Source organism: Paenisporosarcina sp. TG20 (assembly GCF_000286315.1).
Lineage (GTDB): Bacteria > Bacillota > Bacilli > Bacillales_A > Planococcaceae > Paenisporosarcina.
Window position 1 is genome coordinate 1 of record NZ_ALJG01000326.1, and the last position, 24,591, is coordinate 24,591.

Sequence of the window (24,591 nt, forward strand, 5' to 3'; positions counted from 1 at the left end):
AACGGAAATCATAACCGGAAACCAAAGTTGATACTGTGTACTTTCTTAAAGGACCGGGCTTACTTTGCCCGGTTTTTTTTATTTTAACTAGCTATATTGTATATTAGCATCTTTAGATTTACTTATGAACATGAATCACTTTCTTTGCATATATTTAAGGAGATGAACATGGAGGAGGAGTCATATGTTGCTATCAGAAATGGCAGTGAAAGAATTAATTCAAATTGAAGATGGTAAACGCTTCGGGTTACTTGCTGACACTGAATTACTTTTTGAGCCTACAAGTGGGAAAATCATTGGATTTCTCGTATTAAAAGAACAAGGAAATCGACCATTTAAAGCAAAGCAATCACACCAAAGCGTCTATATTGCATGGGAAGACATTGTCCTCATCGGTGAAGATCGAATTCTCTTTACAAAAACGTCTCATTTAAATGCAGAACAATCAGTATGACGCATCTTAAGTGGTGTGTGATTGGAACTGATCCACGTATGGAAAAGCTTTCAATTTTCTTAAAAGAGTTAAACGTTGAAGTATTATATCTACAAACAAAAGCGTGGAGTTACCAAGTGGAAAGAGATCTTTTAACATTTCAACCAGATATCTTAGTACTACCTATTCAGCCGCTACAAATTGTTACCGATACAGTTAGTTTAGATTATTTTAAGACAGTGAAAAAATGTTTTGTGGGCAAATTATCTCCAGAATGGACACGCTTTTTCGAAGCAAGCGAGTTAGACGTAGAGCCGTATCTTGAGAATGAACAGTTTATTTGGTTAAATGCAAAGTTAACTGCAGAAGGATTTATTGCAGCTTATTATTTAGAAGAACATGAAATGGTTGCAGGAAAGCATTTCATGATTTCAGGTTTTGGGCGAGTTGCAAAACTACTAGCAACTCAACTTAAGCGAATGGATGCTCACCCTACAATTGTCGTTCGTTCATCAATTCAATTAGCGGAAGCACAAGCTATGGGGTATGAGACAAGAAAATTAGAGCAGGGCATAACTTGTGACCAATCAATATTTGTTAACACGATTCCCGCTAAATGGTTAACAAAAGACTTTTCCTCGTTATTAACGTCGTGTCAACGCTTTTATGATATTGCATCTTCACCAGGTTGCTCCGCTTTAGATGAAACTCATTCAGACATTTATAAACTCTATACATCTTTACCAGGACAGTTTTTAGAAAAAGACGCAGCTAAATTACTTTTTAAATGTGTTACCGAATCAGTAAAACAGCTAAAAGGAGGAACGTTGTGTTAAAAGGTAAGCGAATAGGTTTTGGAATAACTGCTTCACATTGTACGTACGAAGAAGTGGTGCCAAAAATTAATGTGTTAAGAGAACAAGGAGCTATTGTAGTTCCAATTGTGTCACATTCTGTATTGGTGGCAGCAACTCGCTTTGGAACTGGCGAAGAATGGGTGAAAAAAATTGAAGCAGCTGCTGGTGCAAAAATTATCTCATCAATTGTAGATGCTGAACCCCTTGGTCCAAAAACACCTGTAGATTGTATGGTGATTGCCCCAATGACTGGGAATTCCATTAGTCGTTTTGCTAATGCAGCAACTGATTCGCCGGTGTTAATGGCAGCTAAAGCAACAATGAGAAATGGTTCACCAGTAGTCATTGGAATCTCAACAAACGATGCACTTGGATTAAATGGCGTCAACGTGATGAAACTATTAAATGCTAAACACATTTATTTCATCCCATTCGGTCAAGATGACCCCATTAAAAAACCAAATTCACTCGTCTCAGATTTTAATTATATTGTTCCTACAATAGTTAAAGCGATTGAACACCAACAACTTCAACCTTTATTAATACAACACGGGCAATCAACATGATTTATAAGCACAACGGCGTAGTATTATGATACAATACCGTCATTATGACCAATTAATATTAATTGTCTAGAGGGAGTGAGTGTGTGATGTCTAAAAGTTATATAGTTGCAGTAGTGGGCGCAACAGGAGCAGTTGGAGAAAAAATGATGGATCAATTAGTTAAACGCAATTTTCCAATTAAACAAATAAAATTCTTAGCTTCTAAGCGGTCTGCTGGAAAAATCATCGAATTCAAAGGGCAATCATACACCATTGAAGAAGCAACGCCAGAAGCATTTGACGGGGTAGAGATTGCTTTATTTAGTGCGGGAGGATCAGTTTCCAAAGCGTTAGCTCCTGAGGCTGTAAAGCGTGGCGCAGTAGTTATAGATAACACGAGTGCATTTCGGATGGAAAATGATATTCCACTTGTTGTTCCGGAAGTAAATCGACAAGATTTAAAAACACACTCAGGAATAATTGCAAATCCCAATTGCTCAACAATCCAAATGGTGTGTGCTCTAAATCCTATAAGGGATGCATTTGGTTTAAATCAGGTGATTGTTTCTACTTATCAGGCTGTATCTGGTGCTGGAGCAATTGCAATAAATGAGCTTGAAGCACAAAGTGGAACATTTGGTGAAACAAGAAATGTCAATGCACAAGTGCTACCTGTTAAAAATTCTGAAATACATTATCCCATTGCATTCAATGTTATCCCACAAATTGATGTATTTGATGACAATGGTTATACGTTAGAAGAAATGAAAATGATTAATGAGACGAAGAAAATTTTGCATATGCCTAGTCTTTCAGTAGCGGCTACATGTGTACGTTTACCTGTTGTTTCAGGGCATTCTGAGTCTGTTTACATTGAAGTGGATAAAGAAGGGGTTACCGTTTCAGATATTCGCTCCATTTTGGACTCAGCAAAAGGGATTAAAGTTCTTGATAACCCAGCAAAGCAAGAGTATCCAATGCCTTTATTTGCTGAAGGTGAAGATGACGTATTTGTAGGACGTATTAGAAGAGATTTATCAAACGATAAAGGATTCCATTTATGGATTGTTGCTGACAATCTCTTGAAGGGTGCAGCGCTAAATTCAATTCAAATTGCAGAAGCTTTGATTGAAGACGGCATTTTATAATAGGAGGGATTCATATACAAATTGGGCGCGTATCAACTGCAATGATTACCCCATTCTCAACTGATCAATCAATCAATTATGAAATGGTCGCACAATTAATTGAACACTTAATATCAACAGGAACAGACTCGCTAGTTATTTGTGGGACTACAGGCGAATCACCAACCTTAACTTCAAAAGAAAAAGCGGAACTCATTCGCTTTACGGTTAAATCTGTTAGAAATCGAATTCCAGTTATTGCTGGAACAGGATGCAATAGCACTAGAGCTTCTATAGAGTTAACGAAAATAGCAGATAAAGCTGGTGTAGATGGTATTATGCTAGTTACTCCATATTATAATAAACCCGATCAACGTGGTATGTTTGAACATTTTAAAGCAATTGCTAATGAAACGAAGTTACCAATTTTACTTTACAATATACCAGGTCGTTCTGTTGTCAACATGTTACCAGAAACGGTATTAAAGCTTAGTGAAATACCAAATATTCAAGCTATTAAAGAAGCAGGTGGCAATTTAGAACAAATGTCTGACATTATTGCAGGAAGTCATGAAGACTTTATGGTTTATAGTGGAGATGATGGGTTAACATTGCCGCTCCTATCAATTGGTGGTGTAGGTGTAGTGTCAGTTGCTTCTCACGTTGTTGGGTCTGACATGCAAAAATTAATAAAAGCATTTGAAGAAGGAAGACATAATGATGCAGCTGTTATTCATCATGCAATGTTGCCATTAATCAGAGCGATATTTGCAAAACCAAATCCGGTACCTATTAAATATGCATTAGGAAAAATAGGATTAGATGTAGGTTCTGTACGTTTACCACTTGTAGATATGACAAGTAAAGAACAACAAAATTTTGATGCTGCTTGGGAAGAATATGAACAAAAAAGTAAGAATTTTAAATAGTTTTTTAAAGGTCAGTGCATGACTGACCTTTTTTTTGTTTGTACTGTTGTCATACGTCCCGTATAATGAAATTAGTGGCAGTTGATCGGTTTAATTTTTAGGAGGAAAGCACGTGACAAAAACAATTAATGAAATTATTCGAATTATCCCCCTCGGTGGAGTTGGGGAAGTCGGAAAAGCGATGTATGTAGTAGAAATTGATGAAGAAATCTTTGTAGTTGACAGCGGACTTATGTTTCCTGAAAATGAAATGCTTGGAATAGATATAGTTATTCCAGACGTAACATACTTAGAAGAAAATAAAGCACGGATAAAAGGTATATTTTTAACCCATGGACACGAAGATGCAATAGGGTCCATTTCGTATTTGCTAAATAAGATTCAAGCCCCAGTTTACGGCTCTCGTCTAACGATCGCTTTAGCAAAAGAACATTTAAAAGAATTACCAGCAGCTCAACCTGTTAAATTCTTTGAAGTAACTAATAAAAGTCGTATGAACTTTAAAACGACTCACGTGACATTTTTCCATACAACTCATAGTATTCCAGATTCTTTAGGTATTGTCTTCCATACTTCTGAAGGAGCAATTGTTCATACGGGAGAATTTAAATTTGACCAATCTGCTAAAGGAAGCTATCGTCCAGACCTTGCTAGAATGGCGAATCTTGGTGAAGAAGGCGTATTTATATTAATGTCAGACTCAACAGAAGCAGAACGACCAGGCTACACAGTTTCTGAATCAGTCATTGAAGAGCATCTATCGGAAACTTTCCATGGAGCTAAAGGACGTATTCTAGTATCATTATTTTCGTCAAACTTTATTCGTATTCAACAAGTATTTGACATGGCACTCGAATCTCGTCGGAAAGTTGCAGTAGTCGGAAGAACATTGGAAAACGTATTTGAAGTAGGAAAGCGATTAGATTATTTGAAGATCGATGAAGAAACGTTAATCTCGATTAAAGATATCGGTAATTATACAGATGATGAAGTAGTAGTTATTGTTTCAGGTAATCAAGGAGAACCCCTAGAAGCTCTTGAAAAAATGGTTAAAAAGCAGCATAAAGATGTAAAAATTAAAGATACAGATACAGTCTTAATTACATTCACTCCTTCTCCAGGAATGGAAGTTGCGATGTTCAAAACGATGAATTATATTGCAAAAGCAGGGGCGAATGTGTTAACTGCAAATGAAAAAGTACATGTATCTGGACATGGTAGTCAAGAAGATTTAAAAATGATGTTAAACTTAATGAAACCTAAATACTTTATTCCCATACAGGGTGAATTCCGCATGTTAATGGCTCACTCGAAGTTAGCTCAAGCTGTTGGATTAACAAAAGCTCAAATCTTTATTGCTGATAAGGGTGATGTTGTTGAGTATAATGGTGGAAAAGTACGGATGAGTGGACGTGTACAAGCTGGTAACATCTTGATTGATGGAATTGGTATCGGTGATGTAGGGAACATCGTATTACGCGATCGTAAGCTATTATCACAAGACGGTATATTTATTGTCACTGTCACATTAAACCGTGCACAAAAGAAAATCGCCTCTGGTCCAGAAATCTTATCACGTGGATTTGTCTATGTTCGTGAGTCTGAAGAATTAATGAAAGAGTCTGAAGAATTGGTGAAGAAGATTGTTGATAAATATGTAGTCAAAGAAACATTTGAATGGACAAATATCAAACAAGAAATACGCGATACTTTAAACTCATATTTATATCAAAAAACGAAAAGGCGTCCCATGATTATCCCAATTATTATGGAATACTAAGGCTAAAAAGCGGAAGGATTTCCATGCCATTATACCGGCAGGAAATCCTTTTTTCTTTTGAAATGAGAGAAGGCGACAGGTATGGCAAGAAAAGCTGCAAAAGTGGTGAAAAAAACTATAAATCCATTGATGTTTGAAATTTTCGGATTATTGTTAATTGGTCTTGGAATTATTACTTTTTTTGAATTGGGTTCTGTTGGATTTGGTTTATCTTCGATAGCGCGCTTTTTGTTTGGGAATTGGCATCTAGCATTACCATTATTATGTATTGTAGTTGCACTTATAATGATGATTAAAAGGGCTGTCCCGGGATGGAACCACCGGATTATAACAGGGTTTTTATGTATTTTGGCTGGTATGACAATTTTTAGTCACTTGATTTTATTTGAACAACTTTTTCAAAGTGGTGCACTTGTTAGTGAGTCAGTACTTCGAGAAACTTGGAGAATATTAATTGAAAGCGATGGAATTGCCAACCGTAATCAATTTTTAGGTGGAGGCATGGTAGGTGCATTCTTATTTGCCACATTCCATGTTTTATTTGATGCTGGAGGCGCTACAATAGCAGCTTGGTTGTTATTAATAATTGGATTTATTTTGCTTTCAGGAGTAGCACTTGTACCTTATTTAGTAAGTCAAATTCCACAGTGGAAGAAAAATTGGATAGCAATGAGAGCGAAAAACAAAAAAGACAAGGCGGCAGCTGCTTCAAAAGGCCAGAGAACAAGTGAAAGACGTAAGAAATCGAATAATTCACCTTCTACTGCACAAGATATAGAAGTAGCAGCAACAGAAATAGAACTCGAACATGTTTCACCAATTATATCTGCCTTCACTGAACGAGCCGAAAAAAAGGTGGAAATTCAACCTGAACCAGAAATAGAGTCACAAAATGAGTTATCTGAAAAAGCCTTTGAATCTGTATCTGAAGCTGTATTGGAAAATGAAGATTATCAATTACCATCAATATCGTTGTTAAGTGCTCCACCTTATAGTGATCAAAGTGGTGAATATTCATTAATCCAAACCAATGCTAAAAAATTAGAAAAGACCTTTCACAGCTTTGGAGTTAAAGCACGTGTAACTCAAGTCCATCTTGGGCCAGCTGTGACGAAATATGAAGTATTACCTGATGCAGGAGTTAAAGTAAGCAAAATTGTTAGTCTCAGTGATGATTTAGCTTTAGCATTAGCAGCTCGTGATATCCGTATTGAAGCGCCGATACCTGGAAAATCAGCAATTGGAATTGAAGTACCAAATAAAGAAGTGGCTATTGTGAGTCTGCGGGAAGTTTTAGAAGCAAAAGAAAACAACAAGCCTGAAGCAAAATTGTTGATTGGTTTAGGACGTGACATTACAGGTGAAGCAGTTCTTGCAGAATTAAATAAAATGCCGCATTTACTAGTTGCTGGTTCAACAGGTAGTGGGAAAAGTGTCTGTATCAATGGCATTATTGTAAGTATCATCATGCGGGCGAAACCACATGAAGTTAAAATGATGATGATAGATCCGAAAATGGTGGAATTAAATGTCTATAACGGAATTCCACATTTATTAGCACCTGTTGTGACAGATCCTAGAAAAGCTTCTCAAGCACTTAAAAAAGTTGTGTCAGAAATGGAACGTCGTTATGATTTATTTTCACATACTGGAATGCGTAATATCGAAGGATACAATGAACATATTCAAAATTGGAATGAAGAAAATGAAGAAAAACATCCAAAGTTGCCATATATCGTTGTGATTGTAGATGAATTAGCAGATTTAATGATGGTTGCATCTAACGATGTAGAGGATTCTATTACGCGATTAGCACAAATGGCTCGTGCAGCGGGAATTCATTTAATAATTGCAACACAAAGACCAAGTGTAGATGTTATTACAGGAGTAATTAAAGCTAACATTCCTTCGAGAATTGCGTTTGCTGTATCTTCTTCCATCGATTCTCGGACCATATTAGATATGGGTGGAGCAGAGAAGTTACTAGGACGTGGGGATATGCTATTTTTAGCAGCAGGTGCATCCAAGCCTGTACGAGTGCAAGGTGCTTACTTATCTGATCAGGAAGTAGAAAAAATTGTTGATTTTGTAATTGAACAGCAAAAAGCTCAATATCAAGAGGAAATGATTCCAAGCGATGTTGAAGAAGTTCCTAAAGATGAACAAACGGACGATTTATATGATGAAGCAGTTCAATTAGTGACTGATATGCAAACGGCTTCAGTATCTCTTTTGCAAAGAAGATTCCGTGTTGGCTACTCTAGAGCGGCCCGTATTATTGATCAAATGGAAGCGCGAGGAGTAGTTGGTGGATATGAAGGAAGTAAACCTAGACAAGTACTCCAAGCAAAACATGATGATACAATTTAACTAGTGAATATCAAACTAATTTAAAAAATGATCTAAATTGTATTTATTAAAATCAATAAAAGTGATATAGTAGTTTTGATTAGTAGGAAAGTTTTACATCAGATGTCTGATCTCTACTGTTGGCGGTGATATTATATGACTATAAGAATTGATTCTCGTCATTTGTACCTACAAGTGATTGATCGTCTGAAAGACGATATTGCAAAAGGCGTGTTTCAAGAAAAGGAAAAACTTCCTTCAGAATTTGAACTTGCCAAATCACTTGGAGTAAGTCGTGCAACACTTCGTGAAGCACTTAGACTGTTGGAAGAAGAAAATGTCATCGTCAGACGTCATGGAGTAGGTACATTTGTTAATCCAAAACCTCTCTTTACATCAGGTATTGAACATTTAACGAGTGTATCTTCTATGATTCGTTCAGCGGGAATGGAACCGGGGACTATTTATTTGAGTTCTTCTAAGTCATTTCCGTCTGAAAAAGATATAGAGCGCTTTCAATGTGAAAAGGACGAGCAAGTTATTTCAATTGAACGTGTAAGAACAGCTAACGGAGAACCTGTTGTATATTGTGTGGATAAAGTACCCTCAAAGTATTTGCCTTCTGATTTTTTGAGAAGACAAGAAGGTTCAATTTTCGCTGCAATAGAGGAAACAGGAAATATTCGTGTGACTCATGCTGTTGCTTTTATCGATCCGTCAGGTTTTCACGCTGTAGCTTCACCAATATTGGAATGTAAACCTGAAACCGCGTTACTTGTTCTAACACAACTCCATTATGATGATAACGATCAAGTGGTATTATTTTCAAAAAACTATTTTAAAGCTGATAAATTCAGTTTTCATGTAGTACGTAAACGGGTGTAAAACAGAAATTTCCTGCTAATAGTATAAAAAACATATTTTGGGGGTCTCAAATTGACGAAACGAAAATTTGGTTTAGCTTTATCCATGGTATTAGCTGCTGGTACAATTTTAGGTGCTTGTGGTGCTGCTGAAGAAGAAACTCCAGAAGGTACTACTGGAGATACAACTGGTGGAGAGACAGAAGAAAGCAAGTTCTCTGTAGCAATGGTTACTGACATTGGTGGAGTAGATGATAAGTCATTTAACCAATCAGCTTGGGAAGGTATAGAAAAATTCGGTGAAGATAACGGACTTGAAAAAGGCGACGGTGGATATGATTACTTACAGTCAAAATCTGACGCTGACTATAACACAAACTTAAACAAGTTAGTGCGCCGTGACTTTGACCTAGTATTTGGTATTGGTTTCTTAATGGAAGATGCAGTAAATACTATCGCTAGTCAACAAACTGATGCACAACTTGCTATTATTGATGCAGTAGTGGATCAACCAAATGTTGCTTCTGTTTTATTCAAAGAGCAAGAAGGTTCTTATCTTGCAGGTGTTGCTGCTGCATTAATGACTAAATCGAAAAAAATTGGATTCGTTGGAGGAATGGAAATTCCTGTTATTGAACGTTTTGAAGCTGGTTTCTTAGCTGGCGTTGCCGCTGTAGATCCAAGCATCGTAGTTGATGTTCAATATACTGGAGCATTTGACAAAGCTGAGCTTGGTAAAACTACTGCTAACCGTATGTACTCTTCAGGCGTAGATATTATTTTCCACGCTGCTGGTGGTACTGGTAACGGTGTGTTCTCTGAAGCAAAAGAATTAAAAACTAAAGATCCTGACGCATATGTTTGGGTAATCGGTGTAGACTCTGACCAATACGAAGAGGGCAAAGTAGGCGATACAAACATAACGTTAACATCTATGTTAAAACGTGTTGATATAGCTGTACAAAACCTTTCTAACTTAGCTATGGAAGGCAACTTCCCTGGTGGAGAAACAACAGTTTATGGTTTAGTTGAAGAAGGCGTTGGTTTAGCTGATTCTCGTGGAGCAATTCCTGAAGACGTGTTAGCACAAATTGATGAGTATGCTAAGAAGATTGTTGATGGCGAAGTAGTAGTTCCTGAAACTGTAGAGTAGTAAATAACTGAAATTAATCATCATAAAGACTGAACGTCTGGTCTTTATGGTGTTTTTATTGGTATTACTAAATTACTAAAGGAAAGGTTTTTCTTTTGAAACCTTTCCTTTATTAATTTAATTTTAAAAAGTGCCCAAGGGAGTGAATATATTGGAACACGTGATTGAAATGCTTAATATTCGTAAAGAGTTTGGGAATTTTGTTGCTAATGATAACATTACCCTTCAGCTTAAAAAAGGTGAAATTCATGCACTTCTCGGTGAGAATGGTGCAGGGAAATCTACATTGATGAACGTACTTTTCGGTCTTTACCAACCAGAAGGTGGAAAAATCCTTGTTCGTGGTCAAGAAGTAAAGATTACAGATCCGAATGTAGCGAATAATTTAGGGATTGGGATGGTTCATCAACATTTCATGTTGGTTGAAGATTTTTCTGTTACAGAAAACATTATCTTGGGAAGCGAACCGACCAAGGGTGGTATGATTTCAATTAATATAGCAGCTAAAAAAGTACTAGAGCTTTCTGAATTATATGGTTTAGATGTAGATCCGTTCGCAAAAATCAGAGATATTTCAGTGGGTATGCAACAACGTGTTGAGATACTAAAAACACTGTATCGTGGAGCTGAAATTTTAATTTTTGATGAACCTACCTCTTCTTTAACACCACAGGAAATCAAAGAATTAATCCAAATCATGCATCGTTTAATTGAAGAAGGAAAGTCAATTATTTTAATTACACATAAATTAAAAGAAATTATGGACGTTTCTGATCGGGTCACTGTTATTCGGAAAGGACAAGGGATTGGCACCGTAGTAACAACCGAAACAAGTCCAGATGAACTTGCTTCACTAATGGTAGGGCGCCAAGTGGAGTTCAAGACCGAAAAAATCCCAGCAAATCCAACGACTAATGTATTAGAAATAGTAGATTTAGTTGTAACTGATTACCGTGGCATTAAAAAAGTAAAAAGTCTTAATCTAAGTGTCCGTAAAGGTGAAATTTTAGGTATTGCTGGAATTGACGGAAATGGACAAACTGAATTAATTGAAGCAATTACTGGATTGCGAAAAGTTAAAAGCGGTCAAGTCTTATTGAATGGACAAGATATTACAGGAAAACGTCCACGTCATATTACGGAGGCAGGTGTTGGTCATATTCCTCAAGACCGACATAAGCACGGACTAGTATTAGACTTTTCTATCGGACATAATATCGCCTTGCAAACGTATTATAAATCTCCTATTTCAAAACAAGGATTTATAAACTATAAAACTATTTCAAAAAAAGCAAATGAAATTATTCAGAAATATGATGTTCGGACACAAGGAGATCATGAGCCTGCACGAGCATTGTCTGGTGGTAACCAACAAAAAGCAATCATTGGTCGGGAAATTGATCGAAATCCTGATTTATTAATTGCTGCATTGCCAACACGTGGTTTAGACGTTGGAGCAATTGAATTTATTCATCAAAGCTTAATTGAACAGCGTGATAATGGTAAAGCTGTTTTGTTAATATCTTTTGAATTAGACGAAGTAATGAATGTTTCTGACCGTATTGCGGTTATATTTGATGGTGAAATAGTGGATACACTGGATCCTCTTCAGACGAGTGAACAGGAACTTGGTTTGTTAATGGCCGGTCAAACAAAAAAAGGCACTAAATCAAATCAAATGAAAGAGGGGGACAGTTCGAATGTCTAATCGTATTGTTAACATTCTAGTTCCCGTAATTTCGGTTATATTAGGTTTACTTGTAGGAGCCATTGTAATGTTGGTCAGTGGGTATAATCCAATTGAAGGCTATGCAGCTTTATGGAATGGGATTTTTGGGGATATCTATTCTATTGGCGAAACAATTCGTCAAATTACGCCTTATATTCTTGCAGGATTAGCAGTTGCATTTGCTTTCCGAAGTGGGCTATTTAATATTGGTGTTGAAGGACAATTGATTGTGGGTTGGTTTGCGGCAGCATATGTAGGTATAGCTTTTGAATTGCCAAAAATGATTCACTTACCACTTGCTATACTTGCAGCAGCAGCAGCAGGTGCACTATGGGGATTCATTCCAGGACTATTAAAAGCTAAGTTTAAAGTTCACGAGGTAATTGTAACAATCATGATGAACTATATTGCTCTTCATACTTCAAATGCTTTGGTGCGAGCAGTTTCTGACGGAGATGCCAATACGGGTTCGATTCATCAAACGGCTTCCCTTAGTTCGAGATTTTTGGAAAACATGACAGATTTTTCTCGTTTACACTTTGGGATTCTAATTGCTCTTGCCATGGTATTATTAATGTGGTTGATTTTAGAGAAGACCACTCTTGGTTTTGAGTTAAAAGCAGTTGGATTAAACCAACACGCTTCAGAATATGCAGGTATGAATGTAAATAAAAATATTATCCTAGCAATGGTCATTTCGGGTGTATTTGCTGGTCTAGCAGGAGCGATGGAAGCTCTTGGCACATTTGGTTTTGTGTCAGTAAAAGGTGGTTTTACAGGGATAGGATTCGACGGAATCGCCGTGGCGCTTCTAGGTGCAAGTACACCACTTGGGGTCATATTTGGTGCAACATTGTTTGGTTCACTAAAGTATGGTGCCACCAATATGCCAAATGCAGCTGATATTCCTGAAGAAATCGTGTCAATCATAATCGCTATTATTATTTTCTTTGTAGCCTCTGGTTATGTCATACGTTTATTTGTAGAGCGCTTAGGCAAGAAAAAGGAGGCGAAGTAATATGAACTTTATAGTGAGTCTCTTAGAAATATTATACTTTCTTGTTCCTGTTGCAATTGCATATGCAGCACCTCTTATTTTAACGGCTATTGGTGGAGTGTTTTCTGAACGATCTGGTGTGGTCAACATTGGATTAGAGGGACTCATGGTAGTGGGTGCATTTGTTGGAGTTGTATTTAACTTAACTTTTGCTCATATTTTTGGTTCAAGCACACCGTGGATGGCACTTGTAGCAGCAATGCTCATCGCTGCAGTGTTCTCTTTATTACATGCTGTGGCATCTGTATCATTTAGAGCGGACCAAGTGGTCTCAGGGGTTGCTATAAACTTATTAGCAATAGGCCTGTGTTTGTTCCTTGTTAAAATGATTTATGATAAAGGACAAACAGATTTCGTTCAAGAACGATTTTTGAGAGATAGCATTCCTTTATTAGAGAAGATTCCTATTATAGGACCAATGTTTTTCCAAAATGTTTATGGAACTTCAGTTTTAGCAATTTCTATTGCAATTCTTGCATGGATTGTTTTATATTACACACCTTTTGGTTTACGTCTTCGTGCAGTAGGAGAGCATCCAATGGCTGCTGATACTATGGGGATTAATGTAACACGTATGCGCTATATCGCTGTAATGATTTCGGGTGGCTTGGCTGGTATTGGTGGTGCGATTTATTCTCAGTCAATCTCTCAAGACTTTGGACATGCAACTATTAATGGACAAGGATTCATGGCACTTGCAGCTTTGATATTCGGAAAATGGCATCCGCTTGGAGCTATGGGTGCAGCTTTATTCTTCGGTTTTGCTCAAGCGTTAAGTATTGTTGGGGATTCTATTCCGTATATTCGAGATGTACCTAATGTCTTCTTATTAATTTTGCCGTATGTGCTAACGATTTTAGCTTTAGCAGGCTTCATAGGAAAAGCGAATGCTCCAAAAGCTTTAGGTACTCCTTACATTAAAGGGAAACGATAAATAGATCTCAAAGGACTAGGCAAATTGCCTAGTCCTTTTTTTGCACGCTATTTGCAATCATTTACAAGCTACATGTATAGTAAAAGATATGGTTTGGCATATTAATGTAATAGGAGGGATTTCGATGTTTCAATCAAACGAGTTACAACAAGGAATTCACTTGCATATTCGTCCAACGGATCAATTTAAAACTGTGAATTTTGCTATAAAGTTTAAACAGGGGTTAACAAATCAGTCAGCATCAGAACGCTCTGTACTGGCTAATGTGTTATTACACAGCAATGAACTTTTTCCATCTAACCCCGCATTTCAGAGTCACTTAGATGAACTTTATGGTGCAACTATGTTTTTGGATTCTAGCAAGAAAGGCAACGATCATACTATCACTTTGCTCGCTGAATCGGTAAATGATCAATATTTAGCAAATGGCACTGGTCAAGTTCTAGACCAAACACTAAAATTATTAGAAACTCTGTTATTTAAACCAAACCTTGAACAAGGAACTTTTAAAGAGTCAATTGTTAAACGTGAAAAATCATCAGTGACTGAACGAATTGAGTCTCTTTACGATGATAAAACGCGATATGCACAGCATAGATTAGTCAAATTAATGCGTCCAAATCACCCTGCTTCCATTTCTGCAAATGGAACAATTGAGGATGTTTCTGCTATTACCAATGAGTCGCTTTTTGTTGCTTATAAAAAAATGATTGAAGAAGATCAGGTAGATATTTATGTTGTGGGTGATATTGATGTGGATGAAATGACTTCAAAATTAAAACAAGCATTTCCGTTTCCTTCACGTAACATTAAACCAAAAAATATCCATGAAAATGTACAACATCCGACTGTGGAGAAAGATTTTGTAAATGAATATCAAGATATGAAGCAAGGAAAGCTACACATTGGGTATAAAACTCCAGTGACATTTAGTCATCCAGATTTCCCGAAAATGCAAATTACAAATGGTATATTTGGTGGTTATCCTCACGCGAAACTTTTTATAAACGTACGTGAAAAAGAGAGCATGGCATATTATGTTTCTAGTTCATTTTCCTCAGCCTATGGACTTGTTTATGTATTAGCTGGGATAGACGCAGGAAAACTTGAAAAAGCTGTACGCTTAATTGATGAGCAACTAAATGCGATGCAAGAAGGTCAAATTACTCAAAATGAAATAAATCAAACTGTATCAATGCTTAAAAACCAATTAAAAGAGGCACTTGATTCTGCACGAGGTCAAATAGAGATTTTTGATCAATATAAGGATTTAGATGAAAAATTCTCAGTTGAAACATGGTCTGAAAAGTGGACAAAAGTCACGAAAGAAGATATTCAGGATATGGCGAAGTCAATCAACAAACAACTTGTTTATTTCTTGTCTGGAAAGGATGAAGCTGTCTCATGAAGGAACTCAATTTTAAACAATTAGACGAAAAACTATTCCATGAAAAACTTAGTAATGGATTAGAAGTATATATTTTGCCCAAAAAAGGTTTTTCCAAAACTTTTGCCACATTTACGACAAAGTATGGTGCGATTGATAGTACATTTATACCTTTAGGGAGTTCTGAAGAAGTCACTGTACCGGATGGTATTGCTCATTTCTTAGAACACAAAATGTTTGAAAAAGAACATGGGGACGTTTTTCAAAAGTTTAGCGAATTCGGTGGCTCGGCTAATGCTTTTACATCGTTTACGCGAACTGCTTATTTATTTTCTTCAACTGACCATGTATATGATAATACAGAGACGTTATTAAATTTTGTACAAGAACCATATTTCACACAAGCTACTGTAGATAAAGAAAAAGGGATAATTGGTCAAGAAATCACGATGTATGACGATCAACCTCACTGGCGTTTATATTTTGGAACAATAGAAAATATGTATAAACATCATCCTGTTAAAATTGATATTGCAGGGACGATAGCATCTATTAGTGATATTACTGCTGAACATTTGTATACATGTTATGAGACATTTTATCACCCATCAAATATGTCATTATTTGTAGTAGGCTCAGTAAACCCTGAAGAAATGATGAATTATATTCGTGAAAATCAAAATAAAAAGGAATTTTCTGAACCACAGCCAATAGTTCGTTCTTTCCCAGATGAACCTTTAGAGGTTGCCAAACGAGAAAATGTATTGTATATGGACGTTCAAAAACCCAAAGTCTACGTTGGCTTGAAAGCAAAAGAAACATCACTTCAAGGCGAAGCTATGATGAAACATGAATTAGCCATTCAATTAGCTCTTGAACTAATGTTTGGTCGCTCCTCAGACTTCTATGTAAAGGCTTATGAAAATGAATTAATTGATGAATCGTATGCATTTGATTTTACACTTGAAAAAGGATACGGATTTGCATTAATTGGTTCAGATACATCAAAGCCAAAAGAATTAATAGAAGCTGTGAAATTTGAATTAAATAAAGTTGAAGAAAAATGGCCATTTGGTCAGGTGGATGTAGAACGTGTCTGCAAAAAGAAGATTGGATATTTTTTACGCGCTTTAAACTCAGTTGAATTTATTGCTAATCAATTTACGCGTTATGCTTTTAATGGAATGAATTTATTTGACGCAGTTCCTGTATTGGAGCAAATGACTGTTGCAGATTTACAAGAAGCATTTTCTTCAATCCAAGGTGAAAGTCAACAAACTGTTTTTTCTATACTCAATAAAAAAGAGCAAACTTCTTCATGATGAAGTTTGCGTGCATATTTGGGGCATCCGGAGCAATAGGACATTCCTGTGCACACGAAATGTCAAAACAGGGTTGGAGTTTATACCTTCATTTCCATGAAAATAAACTGGCTATAGAGAAATTGTATAGAGATCTTACAAAAATTTACCCACAGCAAGAATTCCACATTATACAAGCAGACCTTGGAAACACTAAATCTGTAAATGATGTTTTATCACAACTTTTTGAAGTTCATGCAATCGTTTTTGCATCGGGGCATGCTTTGTATCAACTCCTTGAAGACACTTCTAGCCAAGAGATGAATCTAGTTTGGAGAACGCATGTGCAATCACCTATGTGGATAACCGGTCAATTAGCAACAAAATTAAGAAGGGCTAATAAATCATACATTGTTTTTATTGGTTCCATTTGGGGTGAAACAGGAGCAGCTGGGGAATCTGTCTATTCCTCAGTTAAAGGTGCTCAACATGCCTTTGTAAAAGCTTTTGCAAAAGAATCAGGACCTTCAGGCATTCGAGTCAATGCGATTGCTCCCGGACTTATCGACACGAAGATGAATGACACACTTAATGATTCAGAGAAACAAATGCTCAAGGATGACATTCCTTTAAGGCAATTTGGAACACCACAAGATGTGGCAAACCTTGTTGCTTTTTTAACAAGTGACAAAGCGGATTATATTACAGGTCAAGTGCTACGTGTCAATGGTGGTTGGTACATATAACTTCTTTTTTTTGCACATACTATTTGTGAAAAGGAGGAATGGTCATGGCTTTACTTGAAAGTTGGCAAAAATGGACTCACTTCTTAGGTGCTAATGTAATGAGTGCACAAGATACTGGAATGTCCAAAAAAGCAATTCAATCTACTGCATTTGAAATTGGTGATTATTTAGCTAAAAATGTGGATCCCAAAAATGAGCAAGAACGTGTACTTTCAGATTTATGGTCAGTTGCTTCAGCAGATGAACAACATGCACTAGCAAATATGGTTGTAAAGTTAGTTCAACAAAAAAATGTGCAATAAAAGAAAAGAAGGACATTGCTCCTTCTTTTCTTTTTTCCTTTTCTTAAGTACATAAATCAGATATGATAGAACCTATAGTAGTTTTATGCGTCTCTATAGTGAGGGACGAGTAATATGTTCTTTTCTAAATCATAAACTTAGATAGTCAGAAAGGTCGTTACATTATGCGCGAATGGTATTTTGAATACGAAATACAAAAAAACCGTCCAGGATTGCTCGGAGACATTGCTTCATTACTCGGAATGCTTCGGGTTAACATCGTTACAATTAATGGTGTAGAACAAGGAAAACGAGGAATGTTACTTCGCGCAGAAAATGATGAGCAAATTGATCGTTTTGAATTAATTGTTAATACAATGGATACGATTCGAGTAACAAAATTGCGTGCACCCAAATTACGTGATATTTTGGCTATGAGACATGGAAGATACATACAGAGGGACTTGGATGATCGGAAGACTTTTCGTTTTGTTCGCGATGAACTGGGCCTACTTGTTGATTTTATGGCAGAAATATTTAAGCAAGAAGGACACAAGTTAATTGGGATTCGAGGCATGCCACGTGTCGGTAAAACTGAATCAGTAGTTGCTGCTAGTGTAAGCGCGAACAAAAAATGGGTCTTTTTATCTTCGACTATGATTAAACAGACCGTCCGAAATCAGCTAGCAGGTGACGAATTCAGCGATAATAATATTTTTATTTTAGATGGAATTGTTACTAAAAAATCTACAGATGAACGCCATTTACAACTAGTACGTGAAATGATGCGTCTCCCAACGATCAAAGTAGTCGAACATCCAGATATGTTCATAAAGCAGTCTGAATATACAATTGAGGATTTTGACTACATAATAGAATTACGACATGAACCAGATGAAGAAATAACGTATGAAATTATGGAGAAAAATCAAATGATGTCTGAAAGAGGTAATGACTTTGGTGATGGTGATTTTAATTTTTAGCAGGCAGGTGGTATTAAATGAGTGAATTAGGAACTCGTCTGAAAGAAGCAAGAATGTCAAAAGGATACAGTTTAGATGATTTACAAGAAATAACGAAAATTCAAAAACGTTATCTTGCTGGTATTGAAGAAGGTAACTATAGTATGATGCCAGGTCAGTTTTATGTGCGTGCATTTATTAAGCAGTACGCTGATGCGGTTGGTTTAAATTCTGATGAATTACTTGAATCATACAAAAATGATGTACCTTCATCTACTAGTGAAGAAATGCATCAGAAAATGACGTCTGTGCCTTCTCGACGCAGAGTGATTACTAAATCTTCAAAAAACTTAAATGAATTTTTCCCAATGATTATTGTTGCACTATTTATTATAATCGGCATTGTTATTTTTTGGTATATATTTCAAAACCTAGCCGAAACGCCTCAATCAGAAGAACCGGAAACTGAAGAAAAAATGTCATTAGAAGAAAAGAATAATACTCCTTCTAAAGATGATATTGCTGAAGAAGAGCCAATCGAAGAACCAATTGTTGAGCCCGAACCAGTGCAAATGATTGAAGTGGGTACTATTGAGGGAGAAACAACAAATTATTCGCTTTCAGGTACGGATACTTTCTCACTAACATTAGTAGCTCTTGGCAGATCATGGGTCGAAGTTAAAGATCAATCTGGTGTAGTATCTTTAGCACGCGAATTAGCTACTGGAGAAACAGTTACCTTTGATTTAAGTGATACGGAATCGGTTCGAGTTCGAGTAGGTGCAGCACCTCAAATTAATGTGCTTATTAATGATGAAAAAGTCGAATACGGAATACCTACAACAGAAAGAGTTACTCAAAATATGATGATTCAATTCTTAAAACAGTAATAGTCATCTCCAAAAAGATGGCTATTTTTTTGAATCGATAGGAGAAAAAAATGAATATACCTAATCAAATTACAGTTTCACGAGTCATAATGATTCCTATATTTGTCATTTTTATGCTTGTTGATTTTGGCTGGGGAGATGTTGCTATTTTAGGCACAACTTTACCAGTGGAACATATAATTGGTGCAATTATATTCATTATTGCAGCGGTTACTGATTTTATCGATGGATACTATGCACGAAAACATAACTTAGTTACGAATATGGGCAAGTTTTTAGATCCTCTTGCGGATAAGTTACTAGTTTCTGCAGCTCTTATTATTTTAGTAGAACTAGGTTTTGCTCCGGCTTGGGTAGTTATTATAATTATAAGCCGTGAATTTGCAGTGACGGGACTACGTTTAATTTTAGCTGAGGAGGGCGAAGTAGTTTCAGCTAAACAATTAGGAAAAATCAAAATGTGGACACAAATCGTTGCTATTTCTGCATTGTTACTGCATAACATTATCTTTGAAATGTTTTCAATTCCATTTGCCTCTATTATGTTATATGTATCATTATTCTTCACTGTTTGGTCAGGATGGGATTACTTCTATTCAAACCGACGCGTATTACTAGATTCTAAATAAGGGGTGTGTGCATATTAACGCTGAAATTATTGCTGTGGGATCTGAACTATTACTTGGCCAAATAACCAATACAAATGCTCGTTATATATCAAGTCAATTAGCTGAACTTGGAGTTAATGTCTATTACCATACCGTAGTTGGTGATAATTCCGAGCGATTAAAACAAGCAATTGAACTAGCGGAATCTCGTGCAGATTTAATCATTTTCTCAGGTGGACTTGGACCAACAAAAGACGACTTAACAAAGGAAACAATTTCCCGGCATGTTGGAGAAGAGCTTGTGATGGATCAAAGTGCAATGCTATCTATTGAAGCCTTTTTCCAACGTGTAAATCGTCCTATGACAGAAAACAATCGAAAACAAGCGCTTGTTTTAGAAGGCTGCAAAGTATTGAAAAATAATCACGGCATGGCACCGGGCATGTTTTATTCACACGGAAACCATGTCTACATTCTACTTCCTGGACCCCCTAAAGAACTTGAACCAATGTTTCAATTTGAAGCAAAACCTGCATTAGCTAAATGGTTAAATCAAGGGGAAGTGATTATTTCTCATGTTCTACGTTTTTATGGGATAGGAGAAGCAGAACTAGAAACACAAATAGTAGATTTACTAGAAAATCAAACGAATCCAACAATTGCACCTCTAGCGTCTGATGGAGAAGTAACTTTACGTATTACAGCAAAAACATCAACAGAGGAAGAAGCATGGAAATTGATTCAAGAAACACAAGAACTCATTATGTCTCGTGTAGGGGACTATTTATATGGTTATAATGATGATTCATTAGCTTCAAGTGCAACTAAGTTATTAATTGATCAGGGGTTAACTATTTCAGTAGCTGAAAGTTTAACTGCTGGTTTGTTTCAATCAGAACTTGCTGCTATTTCGGGAGTGAGTCAGACCTTAGTAGGTGGTGTTGTTACGTACACCGCGGATTCCAAAGTAAATCAACTTGGCGTGTCAAAAGAAATAATTGATCAATATGGAGTCGTCAGTGAAGAATGTGCAATAGCTATGGCAACTAGAGTGAAGAAGATGTTTAAAACAGATGTTGGGGTAGCATTAACTGGTGCTGCTGGACCTGCTGGACATGACGAACACCCTGCTGGTACTGTTTGGATTGCGATTATTCTGCCTAACGATGAAGTAGTCGCTCATCAATTACACTTGAGCGATATGCGAAATACCAATCGCTTACGAGCAGTAAAACGAACACTACATTATTTAATCCAACTGTTGTCCCCAGTTACAAAAATTTAAGTCTCTCTTTTTCGTAATAGTTTGCTGCGTTTTATAAGTTTATAGGGATAGATTCTTGTAGTAAAGGTGAAAAAGTATCAAAATTAAATTTTGAAGGCCTAAAATGGCTTAAAATAAAGATTTGGACTGTTTTTGCGGTTCAAATTTTTATTTTGCCAAATTTAAAGCGAATGAACGTTCGCTTTTTTCTTGTATATTTCTCATAAACCAAGTATAGTAGAGACAGAAGTTAATTGTGATTGAAATTAAAGGAGGAACCATTCTTGAGTGACCGTAAAGTAGCATTAGACATGGCGTTAAAACAAATTGAGAAACAATTTGGTAAAGGTTCAATTATGAAACTTGGTGAAAAGTCGGATCGTGAAGTATCAGCTACTTCTAGTGGATCTCTTTCGCTTGATGTTGCATTAGGTGTAGGTGGATATCCACGCGGACGAATTATTGAAATATATGGACCGGAGAGTTCTGGTAAAACAACTGTTTCTCTGCATGCAATTGCAGAATCACAAGCAGCGGGTGGTCAAGCTGCATTTATTGATGTAGAACATGCACTTGATCCCGTATACGCTCAAAACCTCGGCGTTAATATTGACGAGTTATTATTATCTCAACCAGATACGGGAGAGCAGGCTTTAGAGATTGTAGAAGCACTTGTAAGAAGTGGTGCTGTAGATATTATCGTTATTGACTCTGTAGCGGCTCTTGTACCTAAAGCGGAGATTGAAGGGGAGATGGGAGATTCTCATATAGGTCTCCAAGCTCGACTAATGTCTCAAGCATTACGTAAATTATCAGGGGCTATTAGCAAATCAAAAACAACTGCCATATTCATTAACCAAATCCGCGAAAAAGTCGGAGTTATGTTTGGTAATCCTGAAGTTACACCGGGTGGCCGTGCGTTGAAGTTCTATAGTTCAGTACGATTAGAAGTTCGTCGTGCAGAAACGATTAAGTCTGGAAATGATTTCATGGGGAACAAAACGAAAATAAAAGTAGTAAAAAACAAGGTAGCCCCACCATTTCGAACTGCCGAAGTCGATATTATGTATGGAACAGGTATTTCCCGTGAAGGTGAAATTGTTGATTTAGGTGTAGAAATGGATATTGTAAATAAAAGTGGATCTTGGTATGCCTACAATGATGAACGTTTAGGTCAAGGACGTGAAAATGCCAAACAGTTCCTTAAGGATCATCCGTCGACTCTTAATGAAATTCAACAAAAAGTGAGAGCGGCTTATGGAATGATGGCCACAGCCTACAATATCCCAGCTCCTAAAGAAGAAGAAAATGAAGAGTTTGAATTATTACTAGATAAAGAATAAGAATAAAGTGATAGTCTGCCAAGAATAGTGGCAGACTATTTTCCTTTGCTAGAACCTGTGTATCCTTGACAGAGTATTTTTACATCTATACAATTAAACTTGTATAATCTATCAAATGTAAACCCATTTGGCAGTATATTGGATCACTCCATATATGTGCTGACTAAACATGAAAATGAAATAGCAAGAGGAGGTGTTCAAATGACTGAAATTATCTCCGCTTTGCTTGGTCTTTTCGTTGGTATCGGTGTTAGCTATTTTTTAATTAAAAATGTGAATGATTCAAAAGTGACTGGTGCTAAGCAGTCTGCTGTTCTCATCGTCGATGAGGCAAAGCGTGAAGCGGAAGCTCTTAAAAAAGAAGCCCTACTAGAAGCAAAAGATGAAACTCACAAATTGAGATTTGAAGCAGAATCTGACATCCGTGAACGCCGATCTGAACTGCAAAAACAGGAAAATCGGTACTTGCAAAGAGAAGAAAACCTTGATCGTAAGGAAGATACTCTAAACAAAAGAGACGCAGGCCTAGAGCGCAAAGAAGATGCTCTTACTGAGAGACAACAGCATATCGAGCAATTGGAAAGCAAAGCGGCTGAACTAGTTGCACTTCAACAAACAGAACTTGAACGGACTTCTGCGTTAACTCGTGAAGAAGCGAAAGACATTATTCTAAAACAAGTTGAGAATGAATTAGCAACAGATCTTGCAGTGATGACTAAAGAATCTGAAACTCGAGCAAAAGAAGAGTCTGATAAAAAAGCTCGTGAGATTCTGTCTTTAGCTATACAACGCTTCGCTGCTGATCATGTAGCTGAAACGACAGTATCTGTAGTGAACTTGCCGAATGATGAAATGAAAGGCCGTATTATTGGACGTGAAGGTCGAAATATTCGTACTCTTGAAACTTTGACTGGAATAGACTTAATTATCGATGATACACCTGAAGCAGTCATTCTTTCTGGTTTTGATCCAATCCGTCGTGAAACAGCTAGATTGGCACTAGAAAAGTTAGTTCAAGATGGTCGTATTCATCCCGCACGTATTGAAGAGATGGTTGAAAAGTCTAGACGAGAAGTAGATGAACAGATTCGCGAAATCGGTGAACAAACGACATTCGATGTTGGTATTCATAATTTACATCCTGATTTAATTAAGATTATGGGTCGTATGCGTTACCGAACGAGTTATGGACAAAACGTCTTGAAACACTCCAAAGAAGTAGCATTTTTAGCTGGATTACTAGCAGCTGAACTTGGAGAAGATGTAATGCTTGCTCGTCGTGCAGGATTACTACATGATATTGGGAAAGCAATCGACCATGAAATTGAAGGTAGTCATGTTGAAATTGGTGTGGAACTTGCAACTAAGTATAAAGAACATCCGGTTGTTATCAACAGTATCGCTTCACATCATGGAGATAAAGAAGCAACGTCAGTCATTGCAGTGCTAGTAGCAGCGGCAGATGCACTTTCTGCAGCACGTCCTGGTGCACGTAGTGAAACTTTAGAAAATTACATTCGCCGTCTAGAGAAGTTAGAAGAAATTTCAGAATCTTATGATGGTGTTGAGAAATCTTTTGCTATTCAAGCAGGTCGTGAAATTCGAATTATGGTTCGTCCAGAGCAAATCGATGATATTACAGCACATCGTTTAGCACGTGACATCCGTAAACGCATTGAAGAAGAATTAGATTATCCAGGTCATATTAAAGTAACGGTAATTCGAGAAACTCGTGCAGTTGAATACGCAAAATAAAAAGAGGCTTCAATTTGAAGCCTCTTTTTATTTTCGCTTCATGTAAAAGTCTATGTTTATACAGCGGTTAATTAAAGTGTTAAGATGTGCTTGCGATTATATTTTATTTATTTGAAACCACTAGTGTTGCATTAATTTCTTCCGAAAATTAGGAATTCATAAAATCTTCAAATATCGATAAAAACCAAAAGAAAAAATCCTTTATAATGGAAGGTACAGGTAGTTCCTGTCCAAATCCAATACAAAGGACTCAACTTATGGACAAGAATACACGTAAAACTTCATTTGGTAAATGGGT

22 protein-coding genes are annotated in these 24,591 nt (G+C 36.7%); all 22 read left to right on the forward strand.

Going from position 1 to position 24,591, the window contains the following annotated elements; genetic code table 11:
- Nucleotides 1–184 precede the first annotated feature (184 nt).
- The 22 genes from B371_RS0113405 (at nucleotide 185) to rny (ending at nucleotide 24,293) form a co-directional block, all read left to right on the forward strand.
- The gene (locus B371_RS0113405) at nucleotides 185–454 is read left to right on the forward strand and encodes a YlmC/YmxH family sporulation protein (protein ID WP_019414839.1); all 270 of its coding nucleotides are present in this window, start codon (nucleotides 185–187) and stop codon (nucleotides 452–454) included.
- Nucleotides 451–1,269, forward strand: a complete 819-nt coding sequence (locus B371_RS0113410; RefSeq protein ID WP_026023064.1) for a hypothetical protein — start codon at nucleotides 451–453, stop codon at nucleotides 1,267–1,269. Before B371_RS0113405 ends, B371_RS0113410 begins: the two co-directional genes overlap by 4 nt.
- Entirely contained in the window at nucleotides 1,263–1,856 is a 594-nt protein-coding gene (locus B371_RS0113415; protein ID WP_019414841.1) for a dipicolinate synthase subunit B, read from the forward strand. The genes B371_RS0113410 and B371_RS0113415 overlap by 7 nt, the downstream gene beginning before the upstream one ends.
- Before the next feature lie 86 nt (nucleotides 1,857–1,942).
- Nucleotides 1,943–2,983, forward strand: coding sequence for an aspartate-semialdehyde dehydrogenase (locus B371_RS0113420; RefSeq protein WP_019414842.1), 1,041 nt, complete (start codon nucleotides 1,943–1,945; stop codon nucleotides 2,981–2,983).
- 14 nt (nucleotides 2,984–2,997) lie between these two features.
- Entirely contained in the window at nucleotides 2,998–3,891 is an 894-nt protein-coding gene (gene dapA, locus B371_RS0113425; protein ID WP_026023065.1) for a 4-hydroxy-tetrahydrodipicolinate synthase, read from the forward strand.
- 112 nt (nucleotides 3,892–4,003) lie between these two features.
- Nucleotides 4,004–5,671, forward strand: coding sequence for a ribonuclease J (locus tag B371_RS0113430; RefSeq protein WP_019414844.1), 1,668 nt, complete (start codon nucleotides 4,004–4,006; stop codon nucleotides 5,669–5,671).
- A gap of 81 nt (nucleotides 5,672–5,752) precedes the next feature.
- Entirely contained in the window at nucleotides 5,753–8,041 is a 2,289-nt protein-coding gene (locus B371_RS0113435; protein ID WP_019414845.1) for a DNA translocase FtsK, read from the forward strand.
- Nucleotides 8,042–8,176: 135 nt separating this feature from the next.
- On the forward strand, nucleotides 8,177–8,905 hold the full coding sequence (locus tag B371_RS0113440; protein WP_019414846.1) for a GntR family transcriptional regulator: 729 nt from the start codon (nucleotides 8,177–8,179) through the stop codon (nucleotides 8,903–8,905).
- 51 nt (nucleotides 8,906–8,956) lie between these two features.
- Complete coding sequence (locus tag B371_RS0113445; RefSeq protein WP_019414847.1) at nucleotides 8,957–10,036, forward strand: BMP family protein; 1,080 nt, start codon at nucleotides 8,957–8,959, stop codon at nucleotides 10,034–10,036.
- Between the two features lie 151 nt (nucleotides 10,037–10,187).
- Entirely contained in the window at nucleotides 10,188–11,744 is a 1,557-nt protein-coding gene (locus B371_RS0113450) for an ABC transporter ATP-binding protein (protein WP_019414848.1), read from the forward strand.
- Complete coding sequence (locus B371_RS0113455) at nucleotides 11,737–12,783, forward strand: ABC transporter permease (protein WP_019414849.1); 1,047 nt, start codon at nucleotides 11,737–11,739, stop codon at nucleotides 12,781–12,783. The genes B371_RS0113450 and B371_RS0113455 overlap by 8 nt, the downstream gene beginning before the upstream one ends.
- A 13-nt stretch (nucleotides 12,784–12,796) precedes the next feature.
- Nucleotides 12,797–13,756: an ABC transporter permease gene (locus tag B371_RS0113460; protein WP_026023066.1), complete on the forward strand. Its 960-nt coding sequence runs from the start codon at nucleotides 12,797–12,799 to the stop codon at nucleotides 13,754–13,756.
- Nucleotides 13,757–13,880: 124 nt separating this feature from the next.
- Nucleotides 13,881–15,164, forward strand: coding sequence for an EF-P 5-aminopentanol modification-associated protein YfmF (yfmF, locus tag B371_RS0113465; protein WP_019414851.1), 1,284 nt, complete (start codon nucleotides 13,881–13,883; stop codon nucleotides 15,162–15,164).
- Entirely contained in the window at nucleotides 15,161–16,465 is a 1,305-nt protein-coding gene (yfmH, locus tag B371_RS0113470; protein WP_019414852.1) for an EF-P 5-aminopentanol modification-associated protein YfmH, read from the forward strand. Before yfmF ends, yfmH begins: the two co-directional genes overlap by 4 nt.
- Nucleotides 16,462–17,190: an elongation factor P 5-aminopentanone reductase gene (gene ymfI / locus B371_RS0113475; protein ID WP_019414853.1), complete on the forward strand. Its 729-nt coding sequence runs from the start codon at nucleotides 16,462–16,464 to the stop codon at nucleotides 17,188–17,190. Before yfmH ends, ymfI begins: the two co-directional genes overlap by 4 nt.
- A 44-nt stretch (nucleotides 17,191–17,234) precedes the next feature.
- A complete protein-coding gene (locus tag B371_RS0113480; RefSeq protein ID WP_019414854.1) occupies nucleotides 17,235–17,492 on the forward strand; it encodes a DUF3243 domain-containing protein in 258 nt (85 codons plus the stop codon).
- 164 nt (nucleotides 17,493–17,656) lie between these two features.
- Nucleotides 17,657–18,454, forward strand: a complete 798-nt coding sequence (locus B371_RS0113485; protein ID WP_019414855.1) for a DUF3388 domain-containing protein — start codon at nucleotides 17,657–17,659, stop codon at nucleotides 18,452–18,454.
- A gap of 17 nt (nucleotides 18,455–18,471) precedes the next feature.
- Nucleotides 18,472–19,323 carry a RodZ domain-containing protein gene (locus B371_RS0113490; RefSeq protein WP_019414856.1) on the forward strand — a complete coding sequence of 284 codons (852 nt, stop codon included), beginning with the start codon at nucleotides 18,472–18,474 and terminating at the stop codon, nucleotides 19,321–19,323.
- Nucleotides 19,324–19,373: 50 nt separating this feature from the next.
- On the forward strand, nucleotides 19,374–19,952 hold the full coding sequence (gene pgsA, locus B371_RS0113495; RefSeq protein ID WP_019414857.1) for a CDP-diacylglycerol--glycerol-3-phosphate 3-phosphatidyltransferase: 579 nt from the start codon (nucleotides 19,374–19,376) through the stop codon (nucleotides 19,950–19,952).
- Between the two features lie 13 nt (nucleotides 19,953–19,965).
- Nucleotides 19,966–21,216, forward strand: a complete 1,251-nt coding sequence (locus B371_RS0113500) for a competence/damage-inducible protein A (RefSeq protein ID WP_026023067.1) — start codon at nucleotides 19,966–19,968, stop codon at nucleotides 21,214–21,216.
- Nucleotides 21,217–21,479: 263 nt separating this feature from the next.
- Entirely contained in the window at nucleotides 21,480–22,538 is a 1,059-nt protein-coding gene (gene recA, locus B371_RS0113505) for a recombinase RecA (RefSeq protein WP_019414859.1), read from the forward strand.
- A gap of 201 nt (nucleotides 22,539–22,739) precedes the next feature.
- Complete coding sequence (gene rny / locus B371_RS0113510) at nucleotides 22,740–24,293, forward strand: ribonuclease Y (protein ID WP_019414860.1); 1,554 nt, start codon at nucleotides 22,740–22,742, stop codon at nucleotides 24,291–24,293.
- Nucleotides 24,294–24,591: the final 298 nt, after the last annotated feature.